The following is a 15051-nucleotide window of genomic DNA, read 5'->3' on the forward strand; positions in this document are numbered from 1 at the left end:
TCAGATCTCAGACGGCACAGTTAGGTGGGTCCCCGACACTCTAGGGCGTGGACAGGGCCCCGTACGAGGAACGTACGGGGCCCTGTCGTCACCTGGGATGCCGAGGCGTCCTGCGCCCGGTCACATACCCGCGATCAGTTTCTCCACGCGGTCGTCCACCGACCGGAAGGGGTCCTTGCACAACACGGTGCGCTGTGCCTGGTCGTTGAGCTTGAGGTGGACCCAGTCGACGGTGAAGTCCCGTCGCTGCTCCTGGGCCCTGCGGATGAAGTCCCCGCGCAGCCGCGCCCTGGTGGTCTGCGGGGGCACCGACTTGCCCTCGAAGATCTTCAGGTCGTTGCAGATGCGGGCGACCTGCCCCTTGCGCTCCAGCAGGTAGTAGAGCCCTCGGCGGCGGTGGATGTCGTGGTAGGCGAGGTCTATCTGAGCGACCCTCGGATTCGACATGGTCATGTTGTGCTTGGCCCGGTACCGCTCGATGAGCTTGTACTTCATGACCCAGTCGATCTCGGTGCCGATCCGGTCGAGGTCCTCCGCCTCGATCGCGTCGAGGGTGCGGCCCCACAGTTCGAGTACCTGGTCGACGGTGCCGGTGCGGATGCCCCGGCGCTCAACGAAGTCGACCGCCTTCTCGTAGTACTCACGCTGCACCTCGATGGCCGAGGCCTCACGGCCGCTGGCCAGGCGCACCTTGCGCTGTCCGGTGATGTCGTGGCTGACCTCGCGGATGGCCCGGATCGGGTTCTCCAGAGTCAGGTCGCGCATCACGGTGCCGGCTTCGATCATGCGGAGCACCAGGTCGGTCGCGCCGACCTTGAGCAGCATGGTCGTCTCGGACATGTTGGAGTCGCCGACGATGACGTGGAGGCGGCGGTACCGCTCGGCGTCGGCGTGCGGTTCGTCCCTGGTGTTGATGATCGGACGCGAGCGCGTCGTCGCGGAACTGACGCCCTCCCAGATGTGCTCGGCACGCTGGCTGACGCAGTAGACCGCCCCGCGCGGAGTCTGCAGCACCTTGCCGGCACCACAGATCAACTGTCTGGTGACGAGGAACGGAATGAGGATGTCCGCGAGCCGGGAGAATTCTCCGTGCCGGGCCACGAGGTAGTTCTCGTGGCATCCGTAGGAGTTTCCCGCGGAGTCGGTGTTGTTCTTGAAGAGATAGACGTCGCCCGCGATTCCCTCCTCGTGCAGGCGGCGTTCGGCATCGACGAGCAGACCTTCGAGAATGCGCTCGCCGGCCTTGTCGTGTGTGACCAACTCGGTCACGTTGTCGCATTCGGGGGTTGCATATTCCGGATGCGATCCCACGTCGAGGTAGAGGCGGGCGCCGTTCCGCAGGAAGACATTGCTGCTGCGGCCCCATGACACAACACGGCGGAAGAGGTAGCGCGCCACTTCGTCAGGTGACAGTCGGCGCTGTCCCCTGAACGTGCACGTGACGCCGTACTCGTTCTCCAGCCCGAAAATGCGGCGGTCCATGACTGAACATTACGCCTTATGGCCTGAGCTGAAACCGGGTTCGGCGGCACCGTTTCGATCATTTTCCGATCCCGTCACAACAGTGGGCGTACGCACGGGAACTGCGAGGACCCTTCCGGTGGCCAGCAGGACCGCCAGCGCGGCCACGCCGCCCGCCCCGGCGACGGCGAAGCTCCACGCCGTCCCGCCGAGCTCGACGGCCGGGCCCGCCACGGCCGTTCCGGCCGCCGCGCCTACGCCGAACGTGGTCACGAGCCAGGAGAACGCCTCCGTCACCGTGCCGCGCGGCGCGTGCCGGTCGACGACGATGAACGAGCAGGCGATCGCCGGCGCGAGGAACACACCGGCGAGTGCGGCGAGGCCGGTCATGGCGGGCACACCGGGGGTGAGCATCAACGGCAGGTAGCCCAGCGCCAGCAGGGCGACGATGACGCGCAGCCGCCGCTCGGGCGCCCCGGCCCACTGCCGGGCCCCGTAGGCCACTCCGCCGATCAGCGCACCGAGACCGAGGGCCGCCATCAGCCAGCCGTACACGGATGCGTCGCCATGGTCGTCGGCGTACGCGACACCCGCCACCGTGATCGAGCCGAGGGCCATGCCGACGAAGAAGAACGAACCGAGCAGGGCGAGCAGTCCGCGCGAGCGCAGCGCACCGAGCCAGTGCGCTTCACGGGGTGCGGAGCGCCAGGTGCGGGAGGGCTCCGACAGGACGACGGACAGGGCTCCGAGGACTCCTATGGCGTTGATGACGACGAGGGCCACGGCGGGCGACCAGAGTGCGACGAGCACCGTCACGAGCAGCGGGCCCACGGTGAACATGACTTCCTGGGCCACGGCGTCCATGGCGTACGCCCGGTGCACCCGGTCCTCACGCCCGAGGACGGTCGGCCACAGGGCGCGCAGACCGCCCTCCAGCGGGGGCGTGAAGATTCCGGCGATGACGACCGCCAGGCAGGCCAGGGGCAGCGGGTCGAGGCCCACGAGGGCGAACAGAGCCATGCCGAGCGCGGAGAGAACCGCGGCGGGGAGCTGGATGCGCGGCTGGCCGTGGAGGTCCACCGCGCGGCCGAGGAGGGGCTGTCCGACGGCGGTGGCGAGCCCGTAGGCGGCGGCGAGTGCACCGGCCAGTGTGTAGCTGCCGCCCTCGGCGCGGGTGAACAGGACGATCGCGATATGGGCGGTGCCGTTCGGCAGCCTCCCCACGAGGGTCCCCGTCAGCAGCCGCGTCGCGTGCCGCGCCCGGAGGACGTCCAGATATCCCGCGGCCATTCCTGCCCCTCTCCCTCGGACGGGCTTGCGACCCGGGTCGAGGTTTTACGTATAACGTCGAGGCTCATACGTACCATGTGCGCAGTCCCGGGTCCACCTCGCGGTGCCTGGGCATCACGGCACCAGTGAGCACGGAGGCCCGAAGTGACCAGCGCGCAGCAGCCCGCTCCGACGCGGCCCACCAGCCGGGACGTGGCACGGGCGGCGGGTGTCTCCCAGGCCACCGTCTCCCTCGTGCTCGGCGACAAGTGGCGGGGACGAGTGTCGGAGGCCACAGCCGGGCGCGTACGGGACAGCGCGGCGGCGCTCGGATATCGGCCGAATCTCGCCGCCCGCAGCCTCCGCCTCGGCAGCACCCGGACCGCGCTTCTCGTGGTCCCCGCGCTCACCAACGAATTCTTCGCCCGGGTCTACACGGGCGCGGCCGGCGTCGCCGCCGCACACGACTTCGGGGTCGTGCTCTATCCGTCACCGGACGGCACCGGGCCGGCCAGGGACCCCTTCGCCTCGGCCCGTGCGTCGCTCGACGGTGTGATCGCCTCGTCCATGGCCGCCGAGGCCCTGGGCGCGCTGCGCGGCGCCGGACTGCCTCTGGTGATGCTGGACAGCGACCCTGCCGATCCGGGTGCGGCGGCGCAGGTGAACCTCGATATCGCGGACGGCATGCGCCAGGTGACGGAGCATCTGCTCGGCCTCGGTCACCGCCGGTTCGTCCACCTCGCCTCGGCCGTGGACTCCTGGACCTTCGCGATCCGCGCACGGGCACTGCACGACACCCTTCGCGGGGTACCCGACGCGGTCGTACGCACCGTCCCCGCCGCGCTCGACGTCGCGGCCGGGCGGGAGGCCGTGGAACAGGCCCTGGCGGCTCCCGGGGCCCGGCCGACGGCCATCGTCTGTGACGACGACATCCTGGCCGCAGGCGCCTGCAAGGCGGTCCGCAGACGCGGGCTGAGGGTGCCCGACGACATCTCCGTGACGGGCTTCGACGATCTCGCTCTGGCGACGGCCGTGGAGCCGGAGCTCACCACGGTGCGGCTGCCCGCCGAGCAGGTGGGCGAGCGGGGCATGACGGCGTTGCTGGCTGTCCTGGACGGCCGGCCCGCGGAGCCGGGCAGTCTGCCCGTACACCTGGTGGTGCGCGGCTCCACCGCTCCCCCGCCGGGTGCGGTGGAGTCCCCTTCATGACCGTGCCCCGGCCCGCCGGTCGCGGCGGTACGGGGCACGGTAACGGAGCGTCGAGCGGAGCGGGCTAGTCCTCGGCGGGGGGCTCCGTGGTCCCGCCGGAGCCCTTGGCCTCGGTGCTCCCGGTACTCCCGGTCGCCGTATCGGTGGAATCGGCGCTTTCGTCGTCGGAGGGAGCGTCCGTCGGAGCCCCGCCACCGTCCGCGTCCAGCAGGCGCGCCAGTTGCCGTCCGACGATCCGCTTGAACTTGCGCTGCTGCGGCCTCGTGCGGTCCAGGACCGCGACCTCCAGCCGTTCGGCGGGAATCTCCCGCTCGCCGCCGTTGGGTTCGCGTGACAGCGCCTGGACGGCCAGCTTGAGTGCCTCGGCGAGCGTCATGCCGTCGCGGTGGCGCTGATCCAGGAAGCTGCTGATCTGCTCGGCGTTCCCGCCGACCGCGACCGAGCCGTGCTCGTCCACGATCGAGCCGTCGTGCGGCAGCCGGTAGATCTGATCGCCCTCGGGCAGAGCGCCGACCTCGGCGACCACCAGCTCCACCTCGTACGGCTTCTCGGCCGCACTGGAGAAAATGGTGCCCAGCGTCTGCGCGTAGACATTGGCCAGACCACGAGCCGTCACATCGTCACGGTCGTAGGTGTATCCACGGAGATCCGCGTATCGCACACCGCCGATACGGAGGTTCTCGTATTCGTTGTACTTACCGGCGGCCGCGAAGCCGATCCGGTCATAGATCTCGCTGAACTTGTGCAGCGCACGGGACGGGTTCTCGCCGACGAACACAATGCCGTCGGCGTACTGCAGCACAACCAGGCTGCGACCACGGGCGATGCCCTTCCGGGCGTATTCCGCCCGGTCGGCCATGGCCTGCTGAGGTGAGACATAGAACGGCGTCGACACCGGCTATCCGTCCCTTTCTGTCAGTGACGAGTGCATCGAAGAAGCTGGGAGGCCGGTCAGAGCAGCGCGGCGCGCGGTCCGTCGGGCTCTTCCATCCGGCGCTCCAGCACGGCGCGCGCGATCTCGGCGGATTCCACGTCGGTCAGCTTCCGGAAACCCTCGTCGGTGATGACGGTGACGATCGGATAGATCCGGCGTGCCACGTCCGGTCCCCCGGTCGCCGAGTCGTCGTCCGCCGCGTCGTAGAGCGCCTGCACCACCAGGGTCAGCGTCTGCTGCTCCGTCAGGTCGTCGCGGTAGAGCTTCTTCATCGATCCACGGGCGAAGATCGAACCGGAGCCGGTGGCCGCGTAGCCGACTTCCTCGGAACGGCCGCCTGTGACGTCGTACGAGAAGATCCGGCCCTTCTCGCGGTCGACGTCGAAGCCCGCGAAGAGCGGGACGACGGCGAGGCCCTGCATGGCCATCGCCAGATTGCTGCGGATCATCGTGGAGAGGCGGTTGGCCTTGCCCTCCAGGGAGAGCGTGGCGCCCTCGACCTTCTCGAAGTGCTCCAGCTCCAGCTGGAACAGCTTGACCATCTCCACGGCCAGACCCGCCGTACCGGCGATGCCCACCGCCGAGTACTCGTCGGCCGGGAAGACCTTCTCGATATCGCGCTGCGCGATCATGTTCCCCATGGTCGCCCGCCGGTCACCGGCGAGTACCACGCCGCCGGGGAAGGACGCCGCGACGATGGTCGTCCCGTGCGGTGCCTCGATGGCCCCCTGGAGGGGCGGCAGGCTCCGCTTGCCGGGCAGCATGTCGGGTGAGTGGTCGGACAGGAAGTCCATGAACGAGGACGAACCCGGCGTCAGGAAGGCAGCTGGTAGACGCCCGGTGCTACGAGTGTTGGCTTCCACGCGTTTCCCTCCAGGTATGCGATGGCCCTGCGCAAGGAGTCAGGATCATCCCCCAACTTGCCGATGGCCGAATTGCAGTTGAAGCAGTACGTCCCGGACCCTACCCGCCCTGTGGTGGTGATCCACATGGAGTCGCAGCCCGGGACGCACTTTCCATCCCGTTCACATGTGTGGACTACTGTCCACCCTTCTGAACGAAAGAGCGAACGAAGTCCTCCGCGTTCTCTTCGAGTACGTCGTCGATCTCGTCCAGGACCGAGTCGACGTCGTCGCTCAGCTTCTCCTGTCGCTCCGCGAGGTCCTCGGAAGCCTGCGCGTCCTGCGCCTGCTCCTCGACCTCCTCGTTGGAGCGCGTCGCCTTCTGCTGTCCGCCGCCGGTGTCCTTGGTCGCCATATAGCTCACCCCGCTCGGTTCGAAGCACTTGATCAGACCCTACCCATGGGGTCCGACATTGGACCGGTACTTGTCTCAACGTCCGGAGGTCATCGGAATGATTCCCAGTCGGCAGCCCTTTCAGCCGCCCGAAAGCACCCGGACCAGCTCTTCCGCCGTACGGCAGCGGTCCAGGAGCGCCTTGACGTGGTCGCGTGTCCCGCGCAGAGGCTCCATCGTGGGCACCCTTTGCAGGGAGTCGTGGTCGGGCAGGTCGAAGATGACCGAATCCCAGGAGGCCGCGGCCACGTCGTCCGCGTACTGCTCCAGGCACCGGCCCCGGAAATACGCCCGAGTGTCCTCGGGAGGCTTCGTACGGGCCCGCTCGACGTCGTTCTCGTCCAGCAGGCGCTTCATCTTCCCGCGGGCCGCCAGGCGGTTGTAGAGGCCCTTCTCGGCCCGTACATCGGCGTACTGGAGGTCCACCAGTTGCAGGCGCGGGGCGTCCCATTCGAGGCCGTCGCGACGCCGGTAGCCCTCCATGAGCTCCTTCTTCGCGATCCAGTCCAGCTCGCCGGAGAGGCTCATCGGATCGTTCTCCAGCCGGTTGAGCGTGTCCTCCCAGCGGATCAGGACGTCCTTGGTCTGCTCGTCGGCGTCCGCGCCGTACCGCTCCTCGACGTACTTGCGGCCCAGCTCGAAGTACTCCATCTGAAGCTGCACAGCGGTGAGTGTCCGGCCACTACGGAGCGTGATCAGCTGCTTCAGCGTGGGGTCGTGCGAGACCTGGTGCAGGGTGCGCACCGGCTGGTCGATGGCGAGGTCGACGTTGATGAAGCCGTCCTCGATCATCGCAAGGATCAGTGACGTGGTGCCCAGCTTCAGATAGGTCGAGATCTCCGACAGATTCGCGTCGCCGATGATCACATGCAGCCGGCGGTACTTCTCGGCGTCGGAGTGGGGTTCGTCGCGGGTGTTGATGATGGGGCGCTTGAGCGTGGTCTCCAGGCCCACCTCGACCTCGAAATAGTCGGCGCGCTGGCTGATCTGGAAGCCGTGTTCATGGCCGTCCTGACCGATGCCGACCCGGCCCGCGCCGGTGACGACCTGCCGGGAGACGAAGAAGGGCGTGAGGTGGCGCACGATGTCCGAGAACGGGGTCTCCCGCTTCATCAGGTAGTTCTCGTGCGTGCCGTACGAGGCGCCCTTGTTGTCGGTGTTGTTCTTGTAGAGGTGGATCGGCTGGGCGCCCGGGATCGCGGCGGCCCGTTCGGCAGCCTCCGCCATGATCCGTTCGCCGGCCTTGTCCCAGAGCACCGCGTCGAGCGGGTTGGTGATCTCGGGTGAGCTGTATTCGGGGTGCGCGTGATCGACGTAGAGCCGCGCACCGTTGGTGAGGATGACATTGGCCAGGCCGATGTCCTCGTCGGTGAGCTGGCTCGAGTCGGCGGTCTCGCGGGCGAGGTCGAAGCCTCGCGCGTCGCGCAGCGGATTCTCCTCCTCGAAATCCCAGCGGGCGCGGCGCGCCCGGTGCATCGCCGCCGCGTACGCGTTGACGATCTGGGACGAGGTGAGCATGGCATTGGCGTTGGGGTGACCGGGGACGGAAATTCCGTACTCGGTCTCGATGCCCATTACTCGCCGTACGGTCATGCGGCCCTCCTTGCCCGGCGGCGCTCCCCTCCGGGAGCGGCGCTCAAGTACCGCTGCTTGTCCGGTGGGCGTGCGGTGCCCGTCCCCGCACTGCGCGACTCGGCGGTACGGCAGAGCCTAGAACGCCATTGCGCCGGTGGGGAGATCAATTACGTCATTGCTCCGATATGGCCGGAGCGGCCGGAAAACAACCGGCTGCGGATGCCCGGCCGGGCATCCGCAGCCGGTCTGCGTTTTACAGGTACTGCCCGGTATTTGCCACTGTGTCGATGGAGCGCCCGGTGTCCGCGCCCTGCTTTCCGGTGACGAGCGTGCGGATGAAGACGATCCGCTCGCCCTTCTTTCCGGAAATCCTGGCCCAGTCGTCCGGGTTCGTCGTGTTGGGAAGGTCCTCGTTCTCCTTGAACTCGTCCACGCAAGCCTGGAGGAGGTGGGAGACCCGGAGGCCCTTTTGGCCGTGTTCGAGGAATGCCTTGATGGCCATCTTCTTTGCCCGGTCGACGATGTTCTGAATCATCGCGCCGGAGTTGAAGTCCTTGAAGTACAGGACTTCCTTGTCACCGTTGGCATAGGTGACCTCGAGGAAGCGGTTCTCCTCGGACTCGGTGTACATCCTCTCCACTACGGACTGGATCATGGCGTGGGCGGCGGCCGGCTTGGAGCCTGTGTGCTCGGCCAGATCGTCCGCGTGGAGCGGCAGCGAAGGCGTCAGATACTTCGCGAAGATGTCCTTCGCGGCCTCCGCATCCGGACGCTCGATCTTGATCTTCACATCGAGTCGGCCGGGCCGCAGGATGGCGGGGTCGATCATGTCCTCGCGGTTGGAGGCGCCGATGACGATGACGTTCTCCAGGCCCTCCACACCGTCGATCTCGGCGAGCAGCTGGGGGACGATGGTGTTCTCCACGTCCGAGCTGACACCGGAACCACGGGTGCGGAAGAGGGATTCCATCTCGTCGAAGAAGACGATGACGGGGGTCCCCTCGCTCGCCTTCTCCCGGGCACGCTGGAAGACCAGGCGGATGTGCCGCTCGGTCTCGCCGACGTACTTGTTGAGGAGCTCGGGGCCCTTGATATTGAGGAAGTAGCTCTTCCCCGTGGGCTGTCCGGTGACCTCGGCGACCTTCTTGGCCAGGGAGTTGGCCACGGCCTTGGCGATCAGCGTCTTGCCGCAGCCGGGCGGGCCGTAGAGCAGGATGCCCTTCGGCGGCCGCAGTTCGTGCTCCTTGAAGAGATCGGGGTGGAGGTACGGAAGCTCGACCGCGTCGCGAATCAGCTCGATCTGGTCGCCCAGGCCGCCGATCTTGTCGTAGTCGATGTCCGGAACCTCTTCGAGGACCAGTTCCTCGACTTCGCTCTTCGGGACCACTTCGTAGACGTAGCCGGACCTGGGTTCCATCAGCAGGGCGTCGCCGGGGCGGATGGTGATGTCCAGCAGCGGCTCGGCGAGCCGCACCACCCGTTCCTCGTCGGTGTGCCCGATCACCAGGGCCCGTTCGCCGTCCTCGAGGATCTCCTTGAGGGTGACGATGTCCCCGGCCCGCTCGTACGCCATGGCCTCGACCACGTTGAGCGCTTCGTTGAGCATGACTTCCTGACCTCGTCTGAGGTCTTCGAGCTCGACACTGGGGCTGACGTTCACCCGGAGCTTGCGGCCCCCGGTGAAGATGTCGCAGGTGCCGTCCTCGTTGGACTGCAGGAAGACGCCGAAGCCGGCCGGCGGCTGTGCGAGCCGGTCTACCTCCTCCTTGAGGGCCACGATCTGGTCCCGGGCCTCGCGGAGCGTATTGGCGAGCCGCTCGTTCTGCGCGGACACGCCGGCCAGGTTGGTCTGCAACTCGACGATCCGCTCTTCGAGAATCCTCGTATGACGCGGAGAGTCGGCGAGCTTACGTCGCAGGACGGCGATTTCCTGCTCGAGATAGGCAACCTGGCCGGCTGGGTCTTCTGACCCCCGCCCGGGCCGGATGCCGCGGTTGATGTCGTCGTCGTGGGCTGCCACGGTCCTCACCTCCTCCAAGGGGAGCTGGACGCTTCCTGACCCTACCTGGGTGGGTGATGATTGAAACCCCTAGATCACAAAGACTCCGAGGCGTGTCCGATCTTCACCCTTGCGCTCTCCCTCACGCCAAGGGAATACCCACTTTGAGCATCGGAAAGTCGCCGGTTGTATCGTCGAAGCGTTCAACACCCGCCAGGGCTGGCTTCATTTGGTTCAAATACGCAGGGAACGGCAGGACATATGACCGTGCGGCAGGACGCTCCGGGCGACAGCGAGACGCAGGATCTGGAGGTCTGGATCGACCAGGACCTCTGCACGGGCGACGGCATCTGTGTGCAGTACGCACCCGAGGTGTTCGAGCTGGATATCGACGGTCTGGCGTATGTGAAGAGCGGCGAGGACGAGCTCCTCCAGGACAAAGGCGCCACGACGCCGGTGCCGTTGCCGCTCCTCCAGGACGTGGTGGATTCGGCCAAGGAGTGCCCGGGCGACTGCATTCATGTACGACGCGTTTCGGACAACGTCGAAGTTTTCGGTCCGGACGCGGCGTAACGGCTCAGGCGCTGCGCGCGAGGTCCTGGCCGGACCTGACGAAGGCGTTGCCCTTCCACTGCCAGCTGACCTTCTCCTCCTCGTCGGGGCAGCAGCGCGGCACGTCCATGGAGGAGTAGGCGAACAGCGTCGCCGAGAGGATTCCGTCGTGCACGGCGACGTCGGTGACCGTCTTCTCCGCAGCGGGGTCCACCAGGGTCGCGACGACCCTGGGTGCGGCACCGCTTCCCTGTGTCAGGACGTAGACGCCGCTGGGCGGCGTGCCCATACCGGCGGCGCAGTGGACCACGGCCACGGTCTCGGGGCGGCCGTCGCCGTCGAGGTCTCCGGCAGCTTCGTCGGCCACCACGTTCTGCGCGTCGGCGCAGTCGAGCGGGTAGGTCGCGGCTGCCGCGTCGGGGGCGGCCACGGGGGCGCTGCCGGGCTGGGCGGCGGCGTGGCCGGATGCCGTGGCGGTGGCCGTGCCGGGCTGGAGCAGGCCCGCACAGGCGACGACGGCTGCCATCGCCGTGGCCGTGGCGAGCCAGTGCACCGGCTTCGTGGCGGTGTGCGCGAGGTCCGGGAGCGCGGAGGTCTGCACGCGGTATGTCTCCTGTGGTTCCTGGGGCCTGGGAAGGCGGTGCCGGCTGCGCGTCGGCGGGCGGGGGGTGGCCAGCATCGTGCCACACCTCACACGACAGTGGAACGGTGGGGTCGGCGCCGGCTACCGGGGCAACGAAAAGGCGCCGCTGCCGAGTTCCCGGGTCGGTCCGGAGAACTCGGCGGCGGCGCCCGAGCGTTGTGCGGGGTCAGGCGCGGGAGGAGGTGCTGCCCGGGCCGTCGTAGTCGTCGCCGTAGGCGCCCTTGGAGGGGCGGCGGCGGCGCAGCGGGGCCTCGACGCCGTCCGCGAGGCGGCGGGCGGTGACAAGGAATCCGGTGTGGCCGATCATCCGGTGGTCGGGACGGACGGCCAGGCCCTCGACGTGCCAGTTGCGGATCATCGATTCCCAGGGCTGCGGTTCGGCGAAGCAGCCGATCTCACGGATGGACTCGACGGTCCGCGAGAGCTGGGTGGTGGTGGCGACGTACGCGCAGAGGATGCCGCCGGGCACGAGTGCCTTGGAGACGGCTTCCAGGCACTCCCAGGGGGCGAGCATGTCCAGGACGACGCGGTCGACGTCCGTGTCCGAGAGATTGTCCTGGAGGTCACCGATGGTGAGCTGCCAGGCGGGGTGCGGGGAGCCGAAGTAGCGCTCGACGTTCTGCTGGGCGATCTCGGCGAAGTCTTCGCGGCGCTCGTAGGAGTGCAGCATTCCCTGCTCGCCGATGGCGCGCAGGAGGAACGTGCTGAGCGCGCCCGAGCCGACGCCGGCCTCCACGACGCGGGCGCCGGGGAAGATGTCGCCGAAGGCCAGGATCTGCCCCGCGTCCTTCGGGTAGACCACCGCGGCACCGCGGGGCATGGACAGGACGTAGTCGGGGAGCAGGGGGCGCAGCGCAAGGTAGGCGACGTTTCCCGTGGTGCGGACAACACTGCCCTCGGGAGCACCGATCAGCTCGTCATGCGGGAAAGAACCCTTGTGGGTGTGGAAATTCTTTCCGGCTTCGAGCGTGAAGGTGTAGTGGCGTCCCTTGGGATCGGTGAGCTGTACCTGGTCCCCGACCTTGAAGGGCCCGCGACGTCGGGCGGCACCGGTCGGTTCAGACATGTGGCCAGCGTACCGGTGTTTCCGGGGGCTCCGACCGCCCGGCGGGGGCTCAGGCGCCCGGGCGGGCCATCGCGGCGACGAAAGCGCGTTCGACGTCGGCGGTGGACAGGACTCCGTAGATCTCGCCGGTTTCCTCGACGACGAGGTATTCGGTGGCCGGTGTGGCCTTGAGCCGGTCGAGGAGGGCTTCGCCGGCCAGTTCGGCGGGGACCTTCATGCCGTCGGTGAGGTCCTGCGCGAGGCCGCTGACGGCGACCCAGGGGCGGCGGTGCTCGGGGACGCCGACGATGGCGGCCTCCCGGACCACGCCCTTGGGGTTGCCCTGTCCGTCGACGACGACGAGCGCGCGGGCTCCCGCCTCGTTGGCCCGGCGCAGGGCCTCGGAAAGGGGTGTGGCGGACTCGACGGGGACGGCGCGCCGGGTGAGGGTGCGGGCGCGCAGGTCGGGGAGGTGTTCGCGGAGGCGGGCCATGCGCAGGCTGTTTCCGGCGCCCGTCCAGATGATCCCGGCGAGGATGGCGGCGAGCAGGGCGTCGGTGACGGTCTCCACGCCGGTGATCTCTTCGGTGGCGTTGCCGAGCGCTCCGGTGTGGGTGAGGAGCGGGAGCCCGATGAGGACGGCCACGGCGAGGCCCCGGCCGACCCAGGCGGCGGCGATGGTGCCGCTCATCGGCTTGCCGGTGATCTTCCAGACCACGGCGCGCAGCATGCGTCCGCCGTCGAGCGGGAGGCCCGGGAGCAGATTGAAGGCGGCGACAAGGAGGTTGGAGATCATCAGCCCGGCGAGCAGCACACCGGGGACGGTGGGGGGATCGACGAACTGCATGCCGGCGTAGAAGACGCCGGCGAGGACGAGCGAGAGCAGCGGGCCGACGAAGGCGAGGACGAATTCGCGGCCGGGGGTCTCGGACTCCTTCTCGATCTCGGAGACCCCGCCGAAGAACTGGAGCTGGATGCGCCGGACCGGGAGCTTGTAGCGCAGCGCCGCGACCGTGTGGGCGAGCTCGTGGACGAGCACGGAGGCGTAGAAGGCGATCGCGAAGAAGAGCGATACCAGGTAGCGGGTGTTCCCGAGCTCGGGCAGGACCCGCTCCAACTGGCCGCCGAAGACCCAGGTGATGAGCGCCGCGACGATGAACCAGCTGGGCGCGACGTAGACCGGCACGCCGAAGGGACGGCCCATGAGAATGCCGCCGCCCGGCTCGGCCGGCCGCTGCGGTGAGCCCTTGTCGGGTGCGGCGCCTGGGTCCGTGCCCCCTGCGCCTGGCTGCGGCCGCCCGCTGTCGCCGCTGTCGTCCACGGGGTCCCTTCGGTCGGTGGCGTTTGCCACGATCATGCAGTGTGCGAGGTCTGTCGTCGATGGTATTCCGCTCGCTGTCAGTGGCGGGCCGTAGGGTCTTCGACATGACCTCCGTACCCCGGCCGCCTCAGCCGCCCACCTCGTTGTCGCCGTCGCGGGCGAGCGACTTCATGCAGTGTCCCCTGCTGTACCGGTTCCGGGTCATCGACAGGCTTCCCGAGAAGCCCAGCGAGGCAGCTACCCGGGGCACGCTGGTCCACGCCGTCCTGGAGCGTCTGTTCGACGACCCGGCGGTGGAGCGTACGGCTCCCAAGGCGCGGGCGATGGTTCCCGGCCAGTGGGACCGGCTGCTGGAGTCGAAGCCGGAGCTGACGGAACTGTTCTCGGGCGACGCGGAGGGTGAGCGCCTTTCGCGGTGGCTCGTCGAGGCGGAGCAGCTGGTGGAGCGGTGGTTCTCGCTGGAGGACCCGACGCGTCTGGAGCCGGCCGAGCGCGAGCTGTTCGTCGAGACGGAGCTGGAGTCCGGGCTGCGGCTGCGCGGGGTGATCGACCGGATCGACGTGGCGCCGACGGGCGAGGTCCGGATCGTGGACTACAAGACGGGCAAGGCACCGCGTCCGGAGTACGCGGAGGGTGCGCTGTTCCAGATGAAGTTCTACGCGCTGGTGATCTGGCGGCTGAAGAAGGTGGTGCCTCGGCGCCTCCAGCTGGTCTATCTCGGCAGCGGTGACGTCCTGACGTACGACCCGGTCGAGGCGGACCTGGAGCGGGTGGAGCGCAAGCTGCTGGCGCTCTGGGAGGCGATCCGGGAGGCGACGGAGAGCGGCGAGTGGCGGCCCCGGCCGACGAAGCTGTGCGGCTGGTGCGACCACCGCGCCGTCTGTCCGGAATTCGGCGGTACTCCCCCGGTCTACCCCTTGTCCGTGCGCCCGGCGGAGTCGGCGGAGGACGTCCAGGGCAGAATGGGACCGGTCCGGGCCGAGGCCGGCCAACCGGTGGCCCTCGAAGGCCCTTAAGGAGATTTCGTGGCGATCCGCGTCCTTCTGGTCGATGACCAACCGCTGCTGCGCACCGGCTTCCGGATGATCCTGGAAGCGGAGGGGGATCTCGCGGTGGTCGGTGAGGCCGGTGACGGTCTCCAGGCCATCGATCAAGTGCGGGCGCTGCAGCCCGATGTCGTGCTGATGGATATCCGGATGCCCCGGATGGACGGGGTCGAGGCGACCCGGCAGATCACCGGACCCGGCCGCGACGGCCCGGCGAAGGTGCTGGTGCTGACCACCTTCGATCTCGACGAGTACGTGGTCGAGGCGCTGCGCGCCGGAGCCAGTGGCTTCCTGCTCAAGGACGCTCCGGCCAATGAGCTGGTGCAGGCCATCAGGGTGGTCGCGTCGGGCGAGGCGATGCTGGCGCCCAGCATCACGCGCCGGCTGCTCGACAAGTACGCGGACCATCTGCCGTCCGGCGAGGAGCCGGTTCCGGACGCCCTGCACACGCTGACCGACCGTGAGGTCGAGGTGCTGAAGCTGGTGGCCCGTGGGCTGTCCAACGCGGAGATCGCCGCCGACCTGTTCGTGAGCGAGACGACCGTCAAGACCCATGTGGGCCATGTGCTGACGAAGCTCGGGCTGCGCGACCGTGTGCAGGCCGCCGTGTACGCGTACGAGAGCGGCCTGGTGCGCCCCGGCGCCCAGTGAGCCGAGCCGCACAGAAAATCCGGTCCGGGGTGTGTCCACCCCGGACCGGA

Annotated in this window: 14 protein-coding genes and 1 pseudogene; 4 read left to right on the forward strand and 11 right to left on the reverse strand. The window is 68.4% G+C overall.

Features of this window, described 5'->3' with window-relative positions; all coding sequences use genetic code 11:
* Window positions 1-120: 120 nt before the first annotated feature.
* Together pafA and ACFT7S_RS09230 are read right to left on the reverse strand one after the other, a co-directional pair.
* Window positions 121-1482, reverse strand: a complete 1362-nt coding sequence (gene pafA / locus ACFT7S_RS09225; protein ID WP_185301781.1) for a Pup--protein ligase — start codon at window positions 1480-1482, stop codon at window positions 121-123.
* Window positions 1483-1491: 9 nt separating this feature from the next.
* Window positions 1492-2751, reverse strand: coding sequence for an MFS transporter (locus ACFT7S_RS09230; RefSeq protein ID WP_382729041.1), 1260 nt, complete (start codon window positions 2749-2751; stop codon window positions 1492-1494).
* A 144-nt stretch (window positions 2752-2895) separates the two neighbouring features.
* Between ACFT7S_RS09230 and ACFT7S_RS09235 the strand changes: the two genes are divergently transcribed.
* Window positions 2896-3939, forward strand: coding sequence for a LacI family DNA-binding transcriptional regulator (locus ACFT7S_RS09235; protein ID WP_382729043.1), 1044 nt, complete (start codon window positions 2896-2898; stop codon window positions 3937-3939).
* 64 nt (window positions 3940-4003) lie between these two features.
* Here ACFT7S_RS09235 and prcA read toward each other — a convergent pair whose 3' ends face one another.
* From prcA to arc, 6 genes and pseudogenes are all read right to left on the reverse strand, one after another.
* Complete coding sequence (prcA, locus tag ACFT7S_RS09240; RefSeq protein WP_382729045.1) at window positions 4004-4834, reverse strand: proteasome subunit alpha; 831 nt, start codon at window positions 4832-4834, stop codon at window positions 4004-4006.
* Window positions 4835-4890: 56 nt separating this feature from the next.
* Entirely contained in the window at window positions 4891-5736 is an 846-nt protein-coding gene (gene prcB, locus ACFT7S_RS09245) for a proteasome subunit beta (protein WP_382729047.1), read from the reverse strand.
* Window positions 5688-5865: pseudogene (locus ACFT7S_RS09250) on the reverse strand (endonuclease domain-containing protein); the annotation flags it as partial. The gene prcB and the pseudogene ACFT7S_RS09250, both read right to left, overlap by 49 nt.
* A gap of 46 nt (window positions 5866-5911) precedes the next feature.
* Window positions 5912-6130: a ubiquitin-like protein Pup gene (locus ACFT7S_RS09255; RefSeq protein WP_382729049.1), complete on the reverse strand. Its 219-nt coding sequence runs from the start codon at window positions 6128-6130 to the stop codon at window positions 5912-5914.
* A gap of 120 nt (window positions 6131-6250) precedes the next feature.
* Window positions 6251-7762, reverse strand: coding sequence for a depupylase/deamidase Dop (gene dop / locus ACFT7S_RS09260; protein ID WP_382729051.1), 1512 nt, complete (start codon window positions 7760-7762; stop codon window positions 6251-6253).
* A 235-nt stretch (window positions 7763-7997) separates the two neighbouring features.
* Complete coding sequence (gene arc, locus ACFT7S_RS09265; protein WP_382729053.1) at window positions 7998-9764, reverse strand: proteasome ATPase; 1767 nt, start codon at window positions 9762-9764, stop codon at window positions 7998-8000.
* A gap of 240 nt (window positions 9765-10004) precedes the next feature.
* Here arc and ACFT7S_RS09270 point away from each other — a divergent pair, with 240 nt between their 5' ends.
* Window positions 10005-10316 (forward strand): ferredoxin, encoded by a 312-nt coding sequence (locus ACFT7S_RS09270; protein ID WP_382729054.1) that lies wholly within the window; start codon window positions 10005-10007, stop codon window positions 10314-10316.
* Between the two features lie 4 nt (window positions 10317-10320).
* Here ACFT7S_RS09270 and ACFT7S_RS09275 read toward each other — a convergent pair whose 3' ends face one another.
* The 3 genes from ACFT7S_RS09275 to ACFT7S_RS09285 all read right to left on the reverse strand — a co-directional run bounded on the left by ACFT7S_RS09275 (window position 10321) and on the right by ACFT7S_RS09285 (window position 13304).
* Entirely contained in the window at window positions 10321-10896 is a 576-nt protein-coding gene (locus ACFT7S_RS09275; protein ID WP_382729056.1) for a hypothetical protein, read from the reverse strand.
* Window positions 10897-11104: 208 nt separating this feature from the next.
* Complete coding sequence (locus ACFT7S_RS09280; RefSeq protein ID WP_185301771.1) at window positions 11105-12004, reverse strand: tRNA (adenine-N1)-methyltransferase; 900 nt, start codon at window positions 12002-12004, stop codon at window positions 11105-11107.
* A gap of 49 nt (window positions 12005-12053) precedes the next feature.
* Window positions 12054-13304: a site-2 protease family protein gene (locus ACFT7S_RS09285; protein WP_382729233.1), complete on the reverse strand. Its 1251-nt coding sequence runs from the start codon at window positions 13302-13304 to the stop codon at window positions 12054-12056.
* A gap of 170 nt (window positions 13305-13474) precedes the next feature.
* On the opposite strand from ACFT7S_RS09285, the gene ACFT7S_RS09290 reads away from it, so the two are divergent.
* Both ACFT7S_RS09290 and ACFT7S_RS09295 read left to right on the forward strand, forming a co-directional pair.
* A complete protein-coding gene (locus tag ACFT7S_RS09290) occupies window positions 13475-14320 on the forward strand; it encodes a RecB family exonuclease (protein ID WP_382729235.1) in 846 nt (281 codons plus the stop codon).
* Window positions 14321-14329: 9 nt separating this feature from the next.
* Window positions 14330-15001 carry a response regulator gene (locus tag ACFT7S_RS09295; RefSeq protein ID WP_382729057.1) on the forward strand — a complete coding sequence of 224 codons (672 nt, stop codon included), beginning with the start codon at window positions 14330-14332 and terminating at the stop codon, window positions 14999-15001.
* The last annotated feature ends 50 nt before the right edge of the window (window positions 15002-15051 follow it).

Source organism: Streptomyces sp. NPDC057136 (genome assembly GCF_042670885.1).
In the GTDB taxonomy this organism is placed as follows: domain Bacteria; phylum Actinomycetota; class Actinomycetes; order Streptomycetales; family Streptomycetaceae; genus Streptomyces.